The sequence below is a fragment of the Terriglobales bacterium genome, from assembly GCA_035764005.1.
Taxonomy (GTDB): Bacteria; Acidobacteriota; Terriglobia; order Terriglobales; family Acidobacteriaceae; genus Gp1-AA112.
The window spans coordinates 12,938-31,432 of sequence record DASTZZ010000107.1 but is presented as its reverse complement, the minus strand read 5'-3'; the positions used below and the strand labels follow the sequence as shown (position 1 = coordinate 31,432).

At 55.9% G+C, this 18,495-nt stretch carries 15 protein-coding genes; 10 read left to right on the top strand and 5 right to left on the bottom strand.

Annotated features, from left to right (window positions below; genetic code table 11):
* Positions 1 to 9: 9 nt before the first annotated feature.
* The 6 genes from VFU50_17315 (at position 10) to VFU50_17290 (ending at position 5,822) form a co-directional block, all read left to right on the top strand.
* Entirely contained in the window at positions 10 to 1,671 is a 1,662-nt protein-coding gene (locus VFU50_17315) for a hypothetical protein (protein HEU5234624.1), read from the top strand.
* 79 nt (positions 1,672 to 1,750) lie between these two features.
* Positions 1,751 to 2,263 (top strand): DUF1572 family protein, encoded by a 513-nt coding sequence (locus VFU50_17310; GenBank protein ID HEU5234623.1) that lies wholly within the window; start codon positions 1,751 to 1,753, stop codon positions 2,261 to 2,263.
* A 93-nt stretch (positions 2,264 to 2,356) separates the two neighbouring features.
* Positions 2,357 to 3,667, top strand: a complete 1,311-nt coding sequence (locus VFU50_17305; protein HEU5234622.1) for an enolase C-terminal domain-like protein — start codon at positions 2,357 to 2,359, stop codon at positions 3,665 to 3,667.
* A 241-nt stretch (positions 3,668 to 3,908) separates the two neighbouring features.
* Positions 3,909 to 4,640, top strand: a complete 732-nt coding sequence (locus VFU50_17300) for a response regulator transcription factor (GenBank protein ID HEU5234621.1) — start codon at positions 3,909 to 3,911, stop codon at positions 4,638 to 4,640.
* Between the two features lie 7 nt (positions 4,641 to 4,647).
* Positions 4,648 to 5,361, top strand: coding sequence for a HAMP domain-containing sensor histidine kinase (locus tag VFU50_17295; protein ID HEU5234620.1), 714 nt, complete (start codon positions 4,648 to 4,650; stop codon positions 5,359 to 5,361).
* 107 nt (positions 5,362 to 5,468) lie between these two features.
* On the top strand, positions 5,469 to 5,822 hold the full coding sequence (locus VFU50_17290; GenBank protein ID HEU5234619.1) for a hypothetical protein: 354 nt from the start codon (positions 5,469 to 5,471) through the stop codon (positions 5,820 to 5,822).
* On the opposite strand, the gene VFU50_17285 is transcribed toward VFU50_17290, so the two are convergent.
* From VFU50_17285 to VFU50_17265, 5 genes are all read right to left on the bottom strand, one after another.
* Positions 5,776 to 6,795 carry a Gfo/Idh/MocA family oxidoreductase gene (locus tag VFU50_17285; protein HEU5234618.1) on the bottom strand — a complete coding sequence of 340 codons (1,020 nt, stop codon included), beginning with the start codon at positions 6,793 to 6,795 and terminating at the stop codon, positions 5,776 to 5,778. The genes VFU50_17290 and VFU50_17285 overlap by 47 nt on opposite strands.
* Positions 6,792 to 7,550, bottom strand: coding sequence for a glycosyltransferase family 2 protein (locus tag VFU50_17280; protein ID HEU5234617.1), 759 nt, complete (start codon positions 7,548 to 7,550; stop codon positions 6,792 to 6,794). The genes VFU50_17285 and VFU50_17280 overlap by 4 nt, the downstream gene beginning before the upstream one ends.
* Before the next feature lie 15 nt (positions 7,551 to 7,565).
* Positions 7,566 to 8,834 carry a hypothetical protein gene (locus tag VFU50_17275; protein HEU5234616.1) on the bottom strand — a complete coding sequence of 423 codons (1,269 nt, stop codon included), beginning with the start codon at positions 8,832 to 8,834 and terminating at the stop codon, positions 7,566 to 7,568.
* Positions 8,835 to 9,012: 178 nt separating this feature from the next.
* Entirely contained in the window at positions 9,013 to 9,741 is a 729-nt protein-coding gene (locus tag VFU50_17270) for a GntR family transcriptional regulator (protein ID HEU5234615.1), read from the bottom strand.
* Between the two features lie 72 nt (positions 9,742 to 9,813).
* The gene (locus VFU50_17265; protein HEU5234614.1) at positions 9,814 to 10,557 is read right to left on the bottom strand and encodes a GntR family transcriptional regulator; all 744 of its coding nucleotides are present in this window, start codon (positions 10,555 to 10,557) and stop codon (positions 9,814 to 9,816) included.
* A gap of 193 nt (positions 10,558 to 10,750) precedes the next feature.
* On the opposite strand from VFU50_17265, the gene VFU50_17260 reads away from it, so the two are divergent.
* The 4 genes from VFU50_17260 to ispH all read left to right on the top strand — a co-directional run bounded on the left by VFU50_17260 (position 10,751) and on the right by ispH (position 18,495).
* Entirely contained in the window at positions 10,751 to 14,227 is a 3,477-nt protein-coding gene (locus VFU50_17260; protein ID HEU5234613.1) for a TonB-dependent receptor, read from the top strand.
* A gap of 99 nt (positions 14,228 to 14,326) precedes the next feature.
* Positions 14,327 to 15,256, top strand: a complete 930-nt coding sequence (locus tag VFU50_17255; GenBank protein HEU5234612.1) for a tetratricopeptide repeat protein — start codon at positions 14,327 to 14,329, stop codon at positions 15,254 to 15,256.
* Between the two features lie 135 nt (positions 15,257 to 15,391).
* Positions 15,392 to 17,131: a CRTAC1 family protein gene (locus VFU50_17250; GenBank protein HEU5234611.1), complete on the top strand. Its 1,740-nt coding sequence runs from the start codon at positions 15,392 to 15,394 to the stop codon at positions 17,129 to 17,131.
* Positions 17,132 to 17,505: 374 nt separating this feature from the next.
* Entirely contained in the window at positions 17,506 to 18,495 is a 990-nt protein-coding gene (gene ispH, locus VFU50_17245; protein HEU5234610.1) for a 4-hydroxy-3-methylbut-2-enyl diphosphate reductase, read from the top strand.

Here is an 18,495-nt window from a genome sequence, read left to right as displayed (position 1 = left end):
ATTCCAGAGGTGAGTACAGCCGATACTTGGAAGCTTCTTGTCTTCCGCGATGGGCGGAGTGTACGCAGCGGTCCAGAGCTGCTACGCGGATTACTCGCGCAGATCGAAGCGGTCCTGTCGCTCACCGACTTTTCCAATCAAATTGCTCGGGACGAGCTGATCGATGCTCTCCTCCGCGCAGGCGGACTCGAATGCGCTCTGGTTGATCACGATGCCGGCAGTATGGAAGCACACGTAATCGCTGAAGCAGCCGACCAGCTTGCGTCGGCGCTGCTTACCAAATCACGTCCGCACATCTCAGCGAAGCTCGCAGCCACTCTTGGAGAGTTACAGGTCCCACGGTCGCTCACGCTGTCCACTCCGGAAGGATTTTGTTATTACGCGCTGCATCCACTCGACTACGCCGATTTGCTCGCTGCCGAGGCGACATGTCCGCCAGCGGCGGCGGTGGTCGGTATTCGCTCGATTGGTACGACACTTTCCGCAATCGTCCGCGCATGGTTTTCGGCGAAAGGAATTGGCGCCGCACGAATCACGGTGCGCCCTATTGGACATCCGTTCGAACGTCGCCTTCCTGTCACCCAGGATGAGCGGAACTGGATCGCAGCACAGAACGGGCAGAACGCGCATTTTTTCGTTGTCGATGAGGGTCCAGGGCTGAGCGGTTCGTCGTTTCTCTCGGTTGCGGAAGCTTTGGTTGAAGAAGGTGTTCCAGCCGAGCGCATCGTTCTCATGCCAAGCTCTACGCCGAACCTCGAGAATCTCTTCGCTCCTAATGCCGCTCAGCGCTGGAAGAACTTTCGAACTACTCCGCTCAAGCCAACTCGCTACATGCCATCGCAAGCCGACGAGTACATTGGAGGCGGCGCATGGCGAAGTCGAGTATTCGACTCAGAAGCGGACTGGCCGGGGGTGTGGCCTTGGACTGAGCGCCAAAAGTATACTTCCCGGAATGGAACTTTACTTTTCCGCTTTGACGGTCATGGACACTATGGAAAGGCTGTGCGCCAACGCTCTCAACTTTTGGCGAACCATGGTTGGGGACCACAGATCAGCTCTGGCGGAGATGGCTTCAGCGTGTCCGCGTGGTTGAGCGGAGCGCGTTTACAGTGCGCAAATCGCGAGGTGGTGACGCATTTGGCCCGATACTGCGCCTTTCGCAGCGAACACCTGACCTCCCCGGTGGCTTCCGAAACGGAACTTGAGCATATGGCGCAGATCAATTTAGAGCGAGCACTTGGAGTATCTCGGCAAATCAAGTTGCCGGTGGAACGACCCGTGGTCGCCGATGCGCGCATGATGCCGTTCGAATGGATTGCCCTAAATGACGGCAGTCTGCAGAAGTTCGATGCCGCAGATCATGGCGATAACCACTTCTTCCCTGGCCCAACTGACATCGCGTGGGATCTCGCCGGAGCCATTGTTGAATGGGAGCTGAACGCGGAAGCTGCCGATCTGTTACTCAGCGAATATTGCCGCATCAGCGGGGACGAGGTCCAAAAGCGTCTTCCCGACTACTTGATCGCATATTCGTCCTTCCGTATGGCATTCGCGCAGAGCGCCGCAAATTCCATTGCTGAATTCGGAGAAAAATCCCGCCTGCGACAGGAAGCAACCAGGTACACAACTGCAGCGTTGAAGCTACTAGAAGGAACCGCAGTAGCTCCGTGACACTTGTACTTGCCTTCGTGACCTCCGTGATCGTTCTTGGTTTTCGCAGCCGGTTCAAGTCAAAGTCTATAATCCCGCCATGCCGCCCAGAACTGTCACTGCCGAATTCATTGAGTTCTCTCGCTGGAAGCTGCTGGAGCAATACTGGCCGCGTCTGCATACGTGTGTGGATTCACTGAATGACGAGCAGGTGTGGTGGCGTCCAAATGAGGCAAGCAACAGCATCGGCAACTTGATTCTGCATTTGAACGGAAACGTCACCCAATGGATCATCGCGCCGTTCGCCCATCGCGAGGACAAGCGGAACCGTCCCGCCGAGTTCGCCGAGCGGCGACATCTTCCCAAAACAGAAGTTATCGAGAAGCTTGCGGTTACAATGCAAGAAGTCGCAGAGGTGCTTCCGCGCATCTCCGAATCGGAGTTGGTTCAGACCTACCAAATTCAGGGTTACACCGTGAGCGGCCTGCATGCCGTGTATCAGGTGATCGAACACTTCGGCCTGCACTACGGCCAAATTACATACATCACCAAGATGCTTCAAGGCGAAGATCTCGGGTTCTATCGCGAATTGCAAGCTACGGGCCGCCTCTAGAGCTACATTGGCTTTGACAGCGGTATTCCCTCAGTCGCTGTTCAAATCCTCAAGTAATGCTTCCGCAAAGAGTCGTCACTGATGGAGTTCAGAATGCAAATCGCTGATATGAGCCTTCATCCCCTCGCCATAGCGGACCCTCCGCTACGCAGCTCTTATGGTTTGCATGCGCCGTACGCATTGAGAACCGTTCTGGAACTCAAGAGCGAAGATGGAATTGTCGGTGTCAGCGAGACCCACGGCGGCGAGGCGATCCTGCAGGCATTCGGGAAATTACGAAGCCGAATCCTAGGACAGGATGCATATCGGCTCTGTGGACTTCTGTTGCCCATGGTCGACAGCAGCGGCGTCACCGGCCGGTTTGACCGGTCCCAGACTTACTACCTCCCGGGCGAGAATCCCGCCGACGAAGCTGCGAGGCTTTATTCTGCAATCGAGATTGCCTGTCTTGATTTGATTGGCAAATCCGTAGGCAAGCCCGTTTGCGATTTGCTTGGAGGGCGAGCTCGAAGCGAAGTTCCGTTTTCGGCATATCCGTTCTACAAACATGCGGGTGGTGGCGGCGAGGGGGATGACATGCGCGAAGACGAATACGGCGAAGCGCTCACGCCGAAGCAACTCGTCGCGCAGGTGAAGCAGATGTTCGCGAAATATGGATTTCGCGAGATCAAGTTCAAAGCCGGCGTGCTCGATCCTGCAGAGGAGACCGAGACGGTCCGGCAGCTTCGGGCAGAGTTTGGTCCCACTGTTCCGATTCGCCTTGACCCGAACTGTGCGTGGTCAGTAAAAACTTCTGTTCAGATCGGAAAAGCTCTGCGCGAGGAACTCGGGAATGGTGGGTACCTCGAAGATCCTACGGCCACAATTCCCGGAATGGCGCAAGTTCGCCGCGAGTTGCTCAATGGCGGGGTGGAAACGCCATTAGCGAGCAATGTTGCGGTGACCGGATTCGCCGACCTGCCCGAGACGATCCGGATGGACGCCGTGCAGGTTGTCCTCTGCGATCCTCATTACTGGGGCGGCATTCAGCAGGTGAAGCATCTGGGCAAGATCTGCCGCACCTTCGGGCTGGGGCTCTCGATGCACTCCAATTCGCATCTCGGTGTATCTCTCATGGCGATGGCCCATGCTGCTGCGGCGACCCCTCAGCTTACCTACGCCTGTGACACGCATTATCCCTGGCAATCAGAGAAGGACGAAGTTGTTGCAGGTGGCAGGATCTCGATCGCAAACGGTTGCGTTCGCATCCAAGAAAAGCCCGGATTGGGAATTGAACTGGATCACGATCAGCTCGCGCGCGGCCTGGAGCGTTATCATAAGCATCCATACCGGAAGCGCGATGACGAGGCTGAAATGCGCAAGCACGTCGACCCAGATTGGCGCCGCGTTTTGCCGCGCTGGTGAATCGTTACGGCCACGCGCTCATTGCTTTTGACGGAAACTTGTCGTGGCAAGCATCGACAACCACTATCTGGAGAGTCCATATTTCAGCGCTAAAGCTTTTTCCTTAAATATCCTTCAGCAATTACTGACTCGCTCTTGGAATTAGCATGAGCCTCGGCTATTCGTTGACAAGCGGTTTGCAGCATCGCTACATTCGATTTGTAAGCCCTAATCTTTGTTTTTTCTCCCGCGATACTACTTCATGAGAATTCTTCTCGCCGAAGACGATGTGTCGTTAGGCAATTTTGTCCGCAAGGGCCTGGAAGCTGAACAACATCAGGTGTATCTCTCTCACGCCGGGGATGAAGTCGATTTCCTGCTAAGCACGCAGGAATATGATTTGCTCATCCTTGACCTGAACCTGCCACGCGTGGACGGGGTACAAATACTGCGGCGGATGCGCAACGCCAACAACAACACTCCCGTATTGGTTCTAACGGCGAGGAGCAAAGTTGAAGATCGTGTGACGCTGCTCGATCTCGGCGCCGATGACTACCTGGTGAAACCGTTCTCTTTCTCGGAGCTTTCCGCCCGAGTACGCGCTCTCTTGCGCCGTCGCGCAAAGCCAATGGAGGACAGGCTGCGCATCGCGGATCTGGAACTCAATCGCGTTGATCGGCGCGTTACCCGCTCAGGAAAAGAGATCGAGCTAAGCCCGAAAGAATATGCGCTGCTCGAATATCTTATGGCCAACGCCGGCCGCAAAGTGACGCGTACCATGATTCTCGAGCGCGTATGGCAACATTCGTTCGATACCAGCACCAACGTCGTAGACGTATACATCAATTATCTTCGCAAGAAGGTCGATGGCAATCTCGAGCCGAAGCTCATCCGTACGGTCCGCGGAGTAGGCTACGTCCTGAGCGATGGTCTGGAGTTCTCCACTGCCGACTCTGAGGATTCCTCTACGACCGCCCCCAGCGCGGCCTCGTGAGTTGCGCGTGAACGAGAACGTCAAGCGTGAATCCGGCGCTTCGCTGGTTGAGAATCCTGTACTGCCGCCGGAGAACCTTGCCGAAAGCTTCTTCCACAAGCTGAGCCAGCCCATCGGTGCAATATATGCGTCGCTCGAACTTGGACTGATGAGCGATGATGCCAAACAACTTAAATCCGCAATTGAAGCTGGCCTCACCCAATTGGAGCGGTTGCGCTGGCTGTTTCAGATTGCGCGGGAGTTCTTTGCGACCGATTTTGGCGCACGCGCGCGCGTTGTTTCGCTTCGTGAATGCATTCAAGCTGCGGTGAGCAACTCGCTGCCTGTAGCGGAAGCAAAAAAGATCCGCTTCGTCATCTCTGGGGATCAGGATTCACAGGTGCTGGCGGATCCCGTCTATTTGCGGGATGCGATTGAGAATCTCTTTACTTGGTGTGTCAGAAAAAATCCAAACGCAGCGGCAATTACGGTAAAGCTCTTGTTCCCCGCCGGAAGAACTCAGATCGAAATTTCTGATGAGGCGTCTTACGATCCCGAGTCAGCGCCGAACATCTTTGAACCGTTCCCACCTGGAGTGCAGATCGAACCCGGAGAGTCTGGAAATCTTGATCTCGCGCTCAGCCAACGAATCATTCGCGCGTTTGCGGGGGATGTAGAGTTACGCGCTACCGCCACCGGAAAGAATTGTTTTCGGGTCGTACTTCCTCGGCAGAATTCCTGATTTCTTTAATTATTTTTCGTCTCTAAGAAGAATTTAATTTTCATCTAAGCCAATTCTTATTCTGAAGCGCTACACTCGCTCTCCGTCGTGCGGAGAGGATGCACATCTTGCAAGCTGACGTTCAGAACGTAATCGTAGCGGGCAGTACTCCCACGCATCAATTGACCGGACGCTCGGTAGGCGAGTGCTGCGAGATCGCTATCAACAACGGTCAGCGCTTTCCGGGAGAGATCATCGGATTCCGCGGATCGGCGGTGCTCTCGACGGCGCTCGACAAGCCCATGGGAATCCGCTATGGCGACCGCGTGATCAGCACCGGGAATCGCCCCTCGATTCGCGTCGGCGAGAGCCTGCTTGGGCGCGTGATCGACGCCACCGGCACTCCAATCGACGGCGGTCGGCGGCCAATGAGCCTTAGCTCAGACCTGCTGCGCGATGATGCGCTTCGATCGCGCGATTGATTTGCAGCGCAACTTCCAGGGCGCGGCGGCCATCTTCCAACGAAACCACCGGTTTGCGGCGCCGACGCACCGCATCCAGGAAGGATTCGATCTCGGCTCGCAAAGGCTCGCGTGGTTCCACTTTGGGCTTGTCCAAAGCAATGCCCGGAGCCGGACCTAATCCGGACGGAGGGATCTTTCCACTCATCAACTCTGCCGCAGCGCGCTCATCGACGCGAATGCTGATGAGGTCCTGCCGTCCATAATCGATCGAGATGTACTGATGCGGCTGAAAGAAGCGCACCTTGCGGACTTTCTCAGTGCTAACTCTGCTGGCGGTGAAGTTGGCGACACAGCCGTTTTCAAATTCAACACGCACATTCGCAATATCAACCTTGTTGCTGATCACAGCCAAGCCAACTGCACGAATCTCACGGACAGACGAGTTCACGAATGACAATACAATGTCGAGATCGTGAATCATCAGGTCCATCACAACATCGACATCGAGCGACCGCGGAGTAAAGACGCTAAGGCGGTGAACCTCGAAGAACATAGGATGATTCACAATGGGAATTGCAGCGAGCACCGCAGGATTGAATCGCTCTAGGTGCCCAACTTGGGCGACCCGATTGTGCTCCCGAGCTACCGCGACGAGCTCATCTGCTTCCACCAGAGTCGCGGCCAGCGGCTTTTCGATTAGCACATCAATGCCATTGCGCATCAATTCGCTCGCAACCGTAAGGTGATGGATGGTTGGGACGGCTACCGAAGCGGCATCAATTCTGTCCTTAAGATCAGAGATCGACGAGAGCGCCTGCGTCTGAAATTCTGCTGCTACCGCTTGCGCTGCAGTCTGATTTTTGTCAACAACTCCGGCCAATTCAACACTTCCATTACTGGATTGAAGTTGTCGATATACGCGAGCATGGCTACGCCCAAACGCGCCGCAGCCGATTACGGCCACGCGAAGCTTCTTGTCGGAAATTGTCATTCAAAGAACCGGAATCGCAGAATGTGCCAGATGGCGGCAATGCCATCGCGCCAAGTAATCTTCTTGCCTTCCTCATAAGTGCGTCCGTGATACCGAATTGGGACTTCGTAAATCCGGCAACCGAGGCCCGCGACTTTGATGGTGAATTCTGGCTCGAATCCGAAACGATCGCTCCGAAACCGCAGGGCATCGAGGACCTCGCGCCGAAACACCTTGTATCCGACCTCCATGTCTGTCAGGTTCAGGTTGCAGAGCATGTTGCAAAAGAACGTCAGCGCCTGATTGCTCAAGTAGTGCCAGAAGTAGAGCACGCGATGGGACCCGCCATGAAAGCGGTTCCCGAATACCACGTCGGCAAAGCCTTCAAGAATGGGTTCCAGTAATTGCGGATAGTCGCGAGGATCGTATTCGAGGTCCGCGTCCTGAATCAAAATAACATCTCCGGTTGCATGCTTGAACCCTGTGCGCAATGCAGCGCCTTTTCCCTGATTCTCCTGATGAAGTACAAGCTCGATCGGAATCCCAAACGCCGATCGCATCGTGTTAGTGAGTCCGGGAAGAAGCTCTCTTGTGCCATCGCGGGAATAATCGTCAACGATTATGAGCTCGTGCTCAAGCGGAGTGGCGGCAGTTAGCACGCGTTCTAAGGTGGTCCCGATCGTGTCCTTTTCATTGAAAACCGGAAGCACGATCGATAGCCGCCGCAATGGCTTGTCTGGGTTGATCACGAACTTACGTGAGGGCACGATCTCCATTAGCTCGCAGCTCTCCTATGCGACATGCGGTGCGGTTACACGTTTTCGAGGTTCGGCGGCAAGAAATAGTCCCACTGCCAAAACCAGCATCTGCGGCTCGATCGGCGCGCGATATCGCGGATGTGGGAATGTCAGGTAATACACAAGCGGAACAGCAAACAACAGTGAGCTAAAGAGAAACGTGGCCGGATTCGCGCGTCGCCACATCACCCACAGTCCTCCGAACGCGAGAATCGAAGAGAGCAGAAAGCCCAAATTGCGACTCTCCGATAACGCCGCCACACCGGTATCTCGCGGCGTGTCGTACCAATAGAAGACCGCGCGACGGATGCAGAGTGTCAAAAACTTTCCCGGATGCGTGCGCACAAAATTGAGGGCTTCGGCTTTCTTCATCTGAACATAAGCAACTTCGCCCATCTGCTCATACTTTTGCAACTCCAAAACGTTACTGCTCGGATGCATCCAGAAACGCCATAACCCAACTGCATCCTCGGCATTGCCCATGCGAAACTCGGCCCAGAAGTTACCGCGTACCGGAATGAAACGGTGGAAGACATAATAGTTGCGAATAGTCCACGGACTGACTATGGCAATGAAGATCGCGCCGGCACAGGCAGCTTGGATGAAAGGCTGCGCTCGACCCTTAGCCTGTATCTGCCGAACTAGCAGCCAAGTCCCGGCGAAGGGCAGCCAGAGCAGAAGAGACGGATTGACCAGGGCGATAGCTCCCCAAAGCACTCCAAACTGCAGCCACTCCCTCCAGCGCGCAACCGGAAGGAATTCCCATTTCCGAACTGCTAACCACTGGATTCCTGCCATTTTCAAGCTCAGCAGGAACACACAGGCGAGCAGGAGAATCGCCAGGCTCGTTTCCCACGCCCACTTGATCGCCCAATACCAGGCATAGGGCAAGAGCGCAGCCAGCCATCCGGACCACCACGCCGCACGAGGTCCGAACGTGCGCCGTGCAGCGTAGAAAACGGGGAAGATAGTCAGCGATGAGAAGATGGAGTTGATGGAAAGAATTGCGATCGCGGATGACGTGGTGTACACGCCGAAGGTCTTGAAAACGCCTGCCAGAATATAAGGATAGACCGGCGCGAGCCACGCAGTGGGTCCGGTGCCGGCGACGAAGGGAGAACTGAATCCGTGACCGGTCGCTATCGAATCCGCGATTCTTCCTGTCTCCCAACCAAATCCAAAGCTTCCCTGCAGCTTGGAGATCCGATACGTGTGGCCGATCAAGATAGCTGTTTCACGCGCAACGAGTCCCACCCAAAACATGAGCGCTGGACGATGAGACCACTTCGTAAGCCGGCCGCGTTCGTGGCGTGGCGCGTTTGCGTCTGTTACGGACTCGATGCTGTGAATTTGAAGACTCCCTGAATCGCCAGCATAGCATTGGCGAAAGCTCGCGCCAGGGAGTGGTGCGGACAGTTCGTCATCCAGCAGACAAGGATAGCTAGCGGAAGCGCCGTATGTGCAAGACATGCCGGTCAGAACGGTACAGTCCAAGCACGTACAGCATCGCCTTTCCGTCAGTAGAGAAGATGGTCTGACGAATCCTCAGCAGCGGAGATCCCTGCGGAACTCGCAGCAACGATGCGGTTTTCGGATCGGCTACGGTAGCGTCGACGTCCTCGTCGGCATACGCGATTCTGGTCTGGTAATCCTTCTCAAGAAGAATAAAGAGCGAGCCACGTTCAAGCTGCGAACGCGTGATGCTCCCGTACGTCTCGGCGGAAAGGTACGACGTTTCCAGGGCAAACGGCTCTCCTCCAGCTTCGCGCAGACGTTCGATATACAGCAGCCGCGTCGTCGCAGGGAGAGCCAGACGTGCGGAGATGTCCTGCTCGCCATGGAGGGTGCTGAGGTGCAGCACGCGTGATTGCGCGGTCATGCTGCGTCCGGACATCTGCTCGGTGAAGCTGGTCAGCTTGTTGAATTCGATTTTCGGAGGAGCAACGTAGGTTCCAGATCCGCGATGACGCTCAACCAAGCCCTCGCGCTGGAGTTCGGCTAGAGCGTGGCGCGCAGTCATGAGACTCACGCCGTGTACGCGCGCCAGTTCGCGCTCGGAATCGACCAGTTCGCCCGGCTTCAGCTTGCCGTCATCGATCTTCTTCCGGATGGCGTTCTGGATCCGCCGATACGCGGGAAGGGCGTTTCCATTCGCGTCAGAGCTCCTCATTGCCTTCAGCATACATCGCGCTAATTCGTTTTATTCCTCGTGTGAACCCCAAAATGCACGCTGGCGGCAGCTTCAGCGCGTCCGACGAATCGTAAACGTATGCCGGTCGGAGCGGTAGAGGCCGAGCACATACGTGATTGCGCTTCCCATTTCGGAAAAGATGACCTGCCGGATTCTGAGCAACGGCGCTCCCCGCGGAACGCTCAGAAGCCGTGCCAACTGGGGATCGGCGACGGTGGCATCGATGTTTTCGTCCGAGTAAGCCAGCTTCGCTCCAAAATCCTTCTGCAATAGTAGGAACAACGACTGTCGATCGAGCGGAGCGCGAGCCAGTGCTCCGTATTGCTGTGCGGAGAAGTAGCAGGTTTCCAGCGCGAACGGCTCGCCGGCCGCTTGCCGCAGTCGCTCGATCACTAGTAAAGGAGTCATGGGCGAGAGCCCAAGCCGCGCGGCGATGTCTGGCTCGCTTTGGATGATCCGCGACGAGAGCACCTTCGACTGCGGCGCCAGGCTGCGCGTCGCCATCTGCTCAGTGAAGCTGGTGAGACGATTGAATTGAATCTTCGGCGGCGCAACAAACGTTCCTGAGCCGCGGCGTCGCTCCACGAATCCATCGCGCTCTAGTTCGGCCAACGCGTGGCGCGCAGTCATCAGGCTCACCTGATGGGCGCGCGCCAGTTCCCGTTCAGAATCAACGATGTCTCCGGGGCGAAGGCGTCCATTCTCGATTCGCTGGCGGATGATTCGGTGGATGCGCCGGTACGCCGGCATCGAACTTTCAATCTTTGAAACTCTGGCGATAGTGTGTTGTCCCATTTGTCGGGTGCGCTGGAGCTTTGGACTACGGCCGATCTAACCGCTATAGAGAAATTTAATGGCTGCTATAGGACAACATCACCTGTCCTTCTGAATTCTGCACTTTTTTTCTTGACAACGACTGCGAGTGCTATATAGCTTATTCGACTCATAGCGGGAAATCAAGAAATTTCACGCGCATCAGGAGGCTTTTGTGAAACGCAGACTGCAATCCCTGCGAGGGCTCTCCCTTTTGGCTGTCTTCACTCTGGTCATCTCACAAGCGACATTGGCACAGCAGGTGACGGCGAACATTACCGGCACGGTGCTCGATCCAACCGGGGCTCCGATCGTTGGCGCAACCGTCACCGCGTCGGACACAAACCGCGGCGCGGTGTACACGGCCAAGAGCAACGAGAGCGGCATCTACAGCATCCAGCGAGTTCCAATCGGGACGTATGCCATTAAGGCGGAATCGTCGGGCTTCGAATCGGCACAGCATTCCGCCGTGACGCTCGATCTGGATCAGACCGCGCGCATCAATTTCGATCTAAAAGTCGGCAGCGTAAAAGAGACTGTAGAAGTGAGCTCTGAGGCTCCAGTGCTGCACACCGATACGACCGAAGTGAGCACGGTCATCGATGCTCAGACCAACGACAATCTCCCGCTGGCAACGCGCAATCCTACGCAGCTGACGCTGCTCGCTCCCGGCTCGGTGACGGTCGATGCAGCCAGTTTCAATTTGGGATCGAACACCGCCGAAGGTGGCGGACGACCCTATATCAACGGCAACCGCGAGCAGGCCGACAACTTCCTGCTGGACGGAGTCGATAACAATCAGACCTCAGAAAACCGCCTTGGCCTCACACCTGCGCCGGACGCGATTCAAGAATTCAACCTGATCACGCAGAATGCGCCCGCGGAATACGGCAACTTCGATGGCGGAATCATCAACACGACTTTGAAGTCCGGCACGAACGCATTCCACGGCGATGTGTGGGAGTTCTTCCGTAACGACGCGCTCAACGCGAACAAGTGGGAGAACGGGCTGAACCCGGCGACCCCCATCGGCACACCAAAAGTTCGCTGGAACATGTTTGGTGGAACTCTGGGTGGTCCAGTGCTTAAGAACAAGCTATTCTTCTTCGCCGATTACCAGGGCGGTCGCCTCGACCATCCGCCAACTTCTTCCTGCAACGGCGGTGGAGGCACTTGCTCAGTCCTCACGACAGCGGAGCGAACTGGCGACTTCAGCGCGTTGCTTTCGCAAGGCGTGCAATTATTCAATCCGTGCGCGCCGGGAACCGGCGTTTCCGGAACACCTTGCAGCCTGGTTGCACCGGCTGCAAGGGTTCCATTTGCGAACAACATCATTCCTTCGTCGATGCTGGATCCAGCTTTTACCAAGCTGGTGACCTCCAGTCTTTATCCGTCTGCAACTCCTTTATCCAACGGATTTGGATCAGCGATCGACTCCTTCGGACAGGCGTTTAACTCTGACCAAGGCGACGTCAAGCTGGACTACAACCTGTCCAGTAAAGATCGATTTAACGCACGCTATTCCCAAGGCAAGCAGAACGATCCCAGCAGTAGTTCAATTCTGCTTTTCGGCTCGGTAGTCAACACTGCGAATCTTTACAACACGTCTACGAACTGGGAGCACATGATCTCACCCTCATTGGTGAATGAGGCCCGATTCGGGACGAACTACATCAACTTTGCCAACAACAACTACACATTTGATAAATCTGTTCAAACGCTCGCCGGCGGGCTGGGAATTAACGGAGTCACTTCGGCGGGTCTGCCGCTGTTCGGTTTTGGTGGCGGCAGCGTTACGAATTCCGCGTGCGGTGCGCTGAGCTGCATCGGCAACAACATCGCTCTCGAGAACTTCGCATCGACCGTCGTCCAGTTCAACGACAACGTTATCTACAGCCACGGACGGCATGTATTCAAAACCGGCTTCCAGATGAACCGGTATCGAATCAACGTCTTCTATGCCGGTAACGGTGGCGAACTTGGACTACTGCTATACGACGGCCAATATTCAGGGCCAATCGGATCGAACGTCACTGCTACTCAACAAACGGACGCAGCCGCAGCCGACTTTGCGCTCGGCTTGCCATCCCTGGTAGGTCGCGGCGTGAGCGGCGGCGGCGGCGGAGCATGGCATCAGCAGGACTGGCTGTATGCAGGTTTTGTTCAGGATGATTGGCGCTTTACCGATCACCTGACGCTCAACCTCGGGCTCCGCTATGAAGCACGTACGCCCTGGACCGAAGTCAACAATCGCCAGGTCAACGTGAACATCATGACTGGAGCTCTTGAGTATCCAGGCAATGCAACCGTCGTTGGCTCCGGCAGCAATGGCTTCAGCAGCGGATTGTACAAATCGACCTATGGTCTGCCGGATTTTCAGCCGAGAATTGGATTCGCGTGGACTCCGTCCCGATCTGGGAACAAGATGGTCGTTCGTGGCGCGTACACCATCTCCTCTTACTTGGAGGGCACAGGAACGAATCTGCGTTTGACGCAGAATCCTCCTAACACGCCTCCACAGACACAAGCAGTCAATGTGACCTCTGGAACGCCTTTCACCACCGAAGCTGGACCGAGCGCCGGTGCGGTGATTGGAGGCAATCCCTTCCTGGGAGCAACGATGCTTGCCTGGAATCCAACCGTTCAGCCAGCGATGGCACAGCAATACAACCTCACCATCCAGCAGGAAGTTGCAAAAAACACCTCTCTACAAGTTGGCTATATCGGACAGCATGCTACTCATCTCATGGTTCCGGTCTGGCTTACTCAGAATCAACTCGTTAACGGCAACGTCGTTTCGACTCCATACGTCGGTGGCATGAACCCACCGGGCGTAAACGGATCAACTGTCGCTTCGCCGACCTATGGTCCAAACGGATTCGGCGTAGTAAAAGACACCGCCTCCATCGGTGCGATGAAGTACAACGCGCTACAAGCTGTCCTGCAAAAGCGTGAAAGCCACGGGCTGGAGACGCAAATCTCCTACACGTACTCGAAGTGCATGACGGACAACAGCGGCTACTTCGGAACCTGGAGCGGCACCACGCAAGCTACGCCGGCTTCTCCGTACTTCCAGAATCTCTATAACGAGCGCGCGGAATGGGCTCAGTGCTACTGGGATTCCAAGCACATAGTCAGCGCCTACGCGATCTATCAACTGCCAGTTGGACACGGCAAGCAGTTTGGTAAAGACCTGCCTGCGGTAGTTGATGCTGTTGTTGGGAACTGGTCGGTCAACCCGATTGTCTCCTGGCATACAGGGTTCCCGCTCGCTCTTTACGGAAGTGATACGACTGGAACTGGTTCCCCCGGTGCTCGACCCAACTGCAACGATGCTTTGTTGAGCTATCCGAAGACCACAGACACGAGTGGCCTGCTCTGGTTCAATCCAGCATTCGTCACGCCGACAGCTCCTGGACAGTTTGGCAACTGCCCGGCGCAGGGTCCGGTGATTGGACCTGGCTACATCGACGCCGATATAAGCCTTCAGAAGAATTTCCCAATCGGCGAAGTGCGGCGGTTCCAATTCCGCGCCGATTTTCTGAATGCCTTTAACCATCCCAACTTTGCTCACCCGAATATGAGCACAGGGGTCATCAACTCAACTCAGGATGCGCGACAGATACAACTGGCGCTGAAATTCTACTTCTGAATCGCACACAGAAGAGAAAAGGGGAATGGCAGGCGTAACCGCGTCTGCCATTTACTTTTTCGAGCAGAAGCTCTGCTGGTCCGGCTTATGATTTCGTCCATGGTGTCCCGCTTTGTCAGCGGCTCTGTGTTGGTGCTGACTGTCTCAATCCTTTCCTTCGGCCAAGGTTCTCCGTCGCAGCCGCCCGCTGCAGCTGCGAACCATGCCATCAATCTCGCAGCCACCGGGCGCTGTGCTGAGGCGATTCCCGAACTGAAACGCGCGGTGCATCAGTCGATTGCAGCAGACGTAAAAAAGAAGGCCGGCCTCGCGGGATTGCGCTGTGCCATGACTCACAACCAGCCCTACGAGGCTGTCGATTTCCTTCAGGTTTTGAATCGAGACTTCCATGACGATCCTGAAGTTTTGTATCAGGCAACGCACGCATACTCCGATTTGGCAATTCGCGCTTCACAGGACCTATTACGCGTGGCCCCATCTTCTTATCAGGTGCACGAGCTGAATGCCGAATCGCTCGAGACCCAGGGCAAATGGGATGACGCGGCCGCCGAATACCGCAAAATTCTCGCAATGAATCCGAACCTGCCTGGCATTCATTACCGGCTTGGCCGGCTCTTGTTGTCGAAACCGAATCCCGGCCCAGACGTCGTGGACGATGCAAGGAAGAATTTCGAACAGGAACTTAAGATCGATCCCCAGAATGCCGGAGCCGAATATGTCCTGGGCGAACTCGCGCGGCAGTCGAGTCAGTGGCCGGAAGCCGTCAATCACTTCTCGCGCGCGACGAAGCTCGATGCCAACTTTGCCGAGGCTTATCTCGGACTAGGATCGTCTCTAATCGGCGAAAAGCGATATGCAGATGCGTTACAGCCGCTGGAAACCGGCGTGAAGCTTCAACCCGAGAATCCAGCCGGGCACTATGATCTGGCAACCGCCCTAAGCCGCACCGGACATAAAGAAGAGGCCGAGCGTGAATTCGCGATTCACCGCAAGATGCAGGAAGCAAATCCGTCGGCGACTCCGCAGTAACGGAAGCGGCGGCGGTAGCCGCGGGGGCAGCCGCGTGTTTGCGGCTGCTTGCCGGATTCGGTCAACTCACGTTACTCGGAGCTGGCCATCCGCCATCTCCGGCCCAGCGGCTGTTGCCGGCAGTTCTGATAACTTGTGATCAGACAATTTCCAGTCGGGCCGAACATCATCTCCTCTCTCACGCGCCGCGCTTTCCTCCAGAACCTCGGCAAGGCGGCTGCGCTCTCAATGCTTTCCCGATTGGGGTTCGGTGCTCAACCGCTTTCTCCATTCGAGGAAGTTCCGCCGTCGGCGAGCGGCATCACCTGGGTGCACCGCAGCGGAGCATCGCCGCACAAATACTTGCCCGAGACCACTGGCGCGGGCTGCGCCTTTCTCGACTACGACAACGACGGTTGGATGGACATCTATCTCGTCAATAGCGGCAAATGCGACTTCTTCGATCCGAATCCACCTTTGCGCAATGCTCTCTACCGCAACAACCGCGACGGAACGTTCACTGACGTCACCGAAAAAGCAGGGGTTGGCGGCGGAGGATTTGGGCAGGGAGTTGCAGTCGGTGACTACGACGGCGACGGCTTTCCCGATCTGTACGTTACGCAGTACGGCCGCAGCATCCTCTATCACAACAACGGCGACGGTACGTTTACAGACGTTACTGAGAAAGCCGGGGTGGCCGCTCCGGGCTGGTCGTCGAGCGCCGTGTGGTTCGATTACGACAACGACGGCCGTCTCGATCTGTTCGTCTGCCGCTTCGTCGATTACAGCAGAGAAAAAGATCAATTCTGCGGACAAGTCGAGAAGCAGGAGCGTCACTATTGCATTCCGCGCATTTACAAGCCGATGGCCAGTTGGCTTTTCCATAACAACGGCGACGGCACATTCACCGATGTCAGCAAGAGCTCAGAAATCGCTGCCCATTTAGGGAAAGCGTGGGGTGTAGTAGCCGCGGACGTAAACAACGATGGACGCATGGACCTGTTCGTCGCCAACGACACTGCCCCCAACTTCCTGTTCATAAATCGTGGCAAGGGGAAATTCGAGGAAATTGGAGAACCGGCAGGCATTGCCTACAGCGCAGCCGGCCGTCCCAGATCAGGAATGGGCGTGGACGCAGCCGATTACAACCAGGACGGCAACATCGATCTCTTCGTCGCCAATATCGATAACGAAATGTACGCGCTCTACAAGAACAACGGCGACGAGACCTTCGATGACCAGGCACTACCCACAGGCATTGGGAATGCGACGCGACTCATGAGCGGCTGGGGACTCAAGTTCTTCGATTACGACAATGATGGGAACCTCGATCTGTTTCTCTCCAATGGGGAGCCGGATGATCTGATCAACCTCCTCGATGCGCGCGTCTCCTATCGCGAGCCGCTCATGCTCTTTCAGAACACCGGCTCCGGATTCAAGAACGTGAGTGCTCAATCTGGGCCAGTCTTCGCGAAGCCCCTTTCAGCTCGTGGTTTGGCGATCGGCGATTTCAATAATGATGGTGCAATCGATGTCCTTATCTCGTGCAACAATGGCGGTCCATTGCTGCTGCGCAACAACATTGGCGCAGAAAGTCATTGGGTTGGTTTGAAGCTGGTCGGCAAAAAGGCCAATCGGGATGCGATCGGAGCGCGTGTGACCTACCAGGCCGGCGATCTGAAGCGTAGTCACATGAAAGTAGGAGGCGGCAGTTATTTGTCTTCGCACGATCCGCGCATCGTGCTCGGTATCGGCAAAAGAACGAAGATCGACTGGCTTGAAGTGAAATGGCCGCAACCTAGCGGCGCTGTCGAGCGGTTTACAAATGTTCCTATCGACCGCTACGTCACCATCATCGAGGGTACCGGTAAATGGCAGGTGACGAAATGGGCATAGTTGTCGCTGGGCAAATCTTCGTCCAGAGTTGAGTTTCTGCAAGGAAATCGAAACGCAAATCGCGGCACATTGAATAGGTACCGTGCGTCGAATAGGTACCGTGCGTCGAAACAAGCTGCACCGCCAGAGACAGCTCGCGACCATAATCGGCGTTAGATAATCCTCATGCCCATCGCCTTCGGTCTGAATGACTGCTCTGACGGGGTTGCAAGGAGGAAACGATAAAAAAATGCGGTTTCCCCATTAATGGCCCAAATGGTGCCGTCCAGTGTTAATTCACGCCATTTCATTCACTTGCATTGACTGGCTCAACCCCGCTCATTAGGGTTGAAATGGGATATCTGCTCATTCACGGTTATACTTAGAGACAAGGAATGACCCTGCCAACCGAAGAAAAGATCGTCCTGCTGCTCAAGCCTCGCGGATTTTGCGCGGGTGTTGTGCGCGCTATCGACATCGTTCGCATTGCGCTCGAAACCTTTGGCGCTCCGATCTACGTACGTAAAGAAATTGTGCACAACCGCTATGTTGTCGATGACTTGGCGGCTAAGGGAGCGATTTTTGTCGACAGCGTCGAGGACGTGCCTGAAGGGGCGCGCGTCATCTACAGCGCGCACGGCGTAGCCCCGGAAGTGCGCGAAGCCAGCAAGGCGCGCAAGTTGAAGGTGATCGACGCGACCTGCCCGCTGGTGACCAAGGTCCACGTTGAAGCTATCAAGTTTGCTAAGCAAGGCAATTCGCTGATTCTGGTCGGACATCGCGATCACGACGAGATCATCGGTACACTCGGCGAGGCTCCAGAAGTGACGCAGGTCGTTAGCTCTCCCAAGGAGGTCGACAACCTGCACGTTCCCGATCCGGAACGTGTGGCTTATCTTACGCAGACGACGCTCTCGCTCGACGAAGCCAAAGACATCATCGAAGCTTTGAAGCGCAGGTTTCCCAAGATCCATGGGCCCCATGCGCAGGACATCTGCTACGCGACCGAGAACCGTCAAATTGCAGTGAAGAACGTCGCCCCACAGGCCGACCTGCTGCTGGTTGTCGGTTCGGAGAATAGTTCCAATTCAAACCGACTGGTCGAAGTTGCAACTCGCCTCGAGACTCCCGCGTACTTAATTGAGAACTGCCGCGCGATCCGTCCGGAATGGCTGGAAAGCGTGAAGACGGTTGCGTTGACGGCCGGAGCTTCGGCCCCGGAGTGCCTGGTGGAAGAAGTGGTTGAGTATCTCTCCACAAAGGAGGGCTTCAACCGCGTTGAGGAAGTCGAGATCATGGCGGAGAACGTCCGTTTCGGACTGCCGCCGGAGATCGTGGCCGCGATTCAGGCCGCGCCCTCCCAGACTGCCGTCGCCGCGGAATAA

Coding starts and splice junctions, on each gene's coding strand:
- VFU50_17285 (HEU5234618.1), bottom strand. CDS start 6,795: ATGACAATTTCCGACAAGAAGCTTCGCGTGGCCGTAATCGGCTGCGGC.
- VFU50_17310 (HEU5234623.1), top strand. CDS start 1,751: ATGCCGCCCAGAACTGTCACTGCCGAATTCATTGAGTTCTCTCGCTGG.
- ispH (HEU5234610.1), top strand. CDS start 17,506: ATGACCCTGCCAACCGAAGAAAAGATCGTCCTGCTGCTCAAGCCTCGC.
- VFU50_17255 (HEU5234612.1), top strand. CDS start 14,327: ATGGTGTCCCGCTTTGTCAGCGGCTCTGTGTTGGTGCTGACTGTCTCA.
- VFU50_17265 (HEU5234614.1), bottom strand. CDS start 10,557: ATGGGACAACACACTATCGCCAGAGTTTCAAAGATTGAAAGTTCGATG.
- VFU50_17270 (HEU5234615.1), bottom strand. CDS start 9,741: ATGAGGAGCTCTGACGCGAATGGAAACGCCCTTCCCGCGTATCGGCGG.
- VFU50_17280 (HEU5234617.1), bottom strand. CDS start 7,550: ATGGAGATCGTGCCCTCACGTAAGTTCGTGATCAACCCAGACAAGCCA.
- VFU50_17305 (HEU5234622.1), top strand. CDS start 2,357: ATGCAAATCGCTGATATGAGCCTTCATCCCCTCGCCATAGCGGACCCT.
- VFU50_17300 (HEU5234621.1), top strand. CDS start 3,909: ATGAGAATTCTTCTCGCCGAAGACGATGTGTCGTTAGGCAATTTTGTC.
- VFU50_17275 (HEU5234616.1), bottom strand. CDS start 8,834: ATGTTTTGGGTGGGACTCGTTGCGCGTGAAACAGCTATCTTGATCGGC.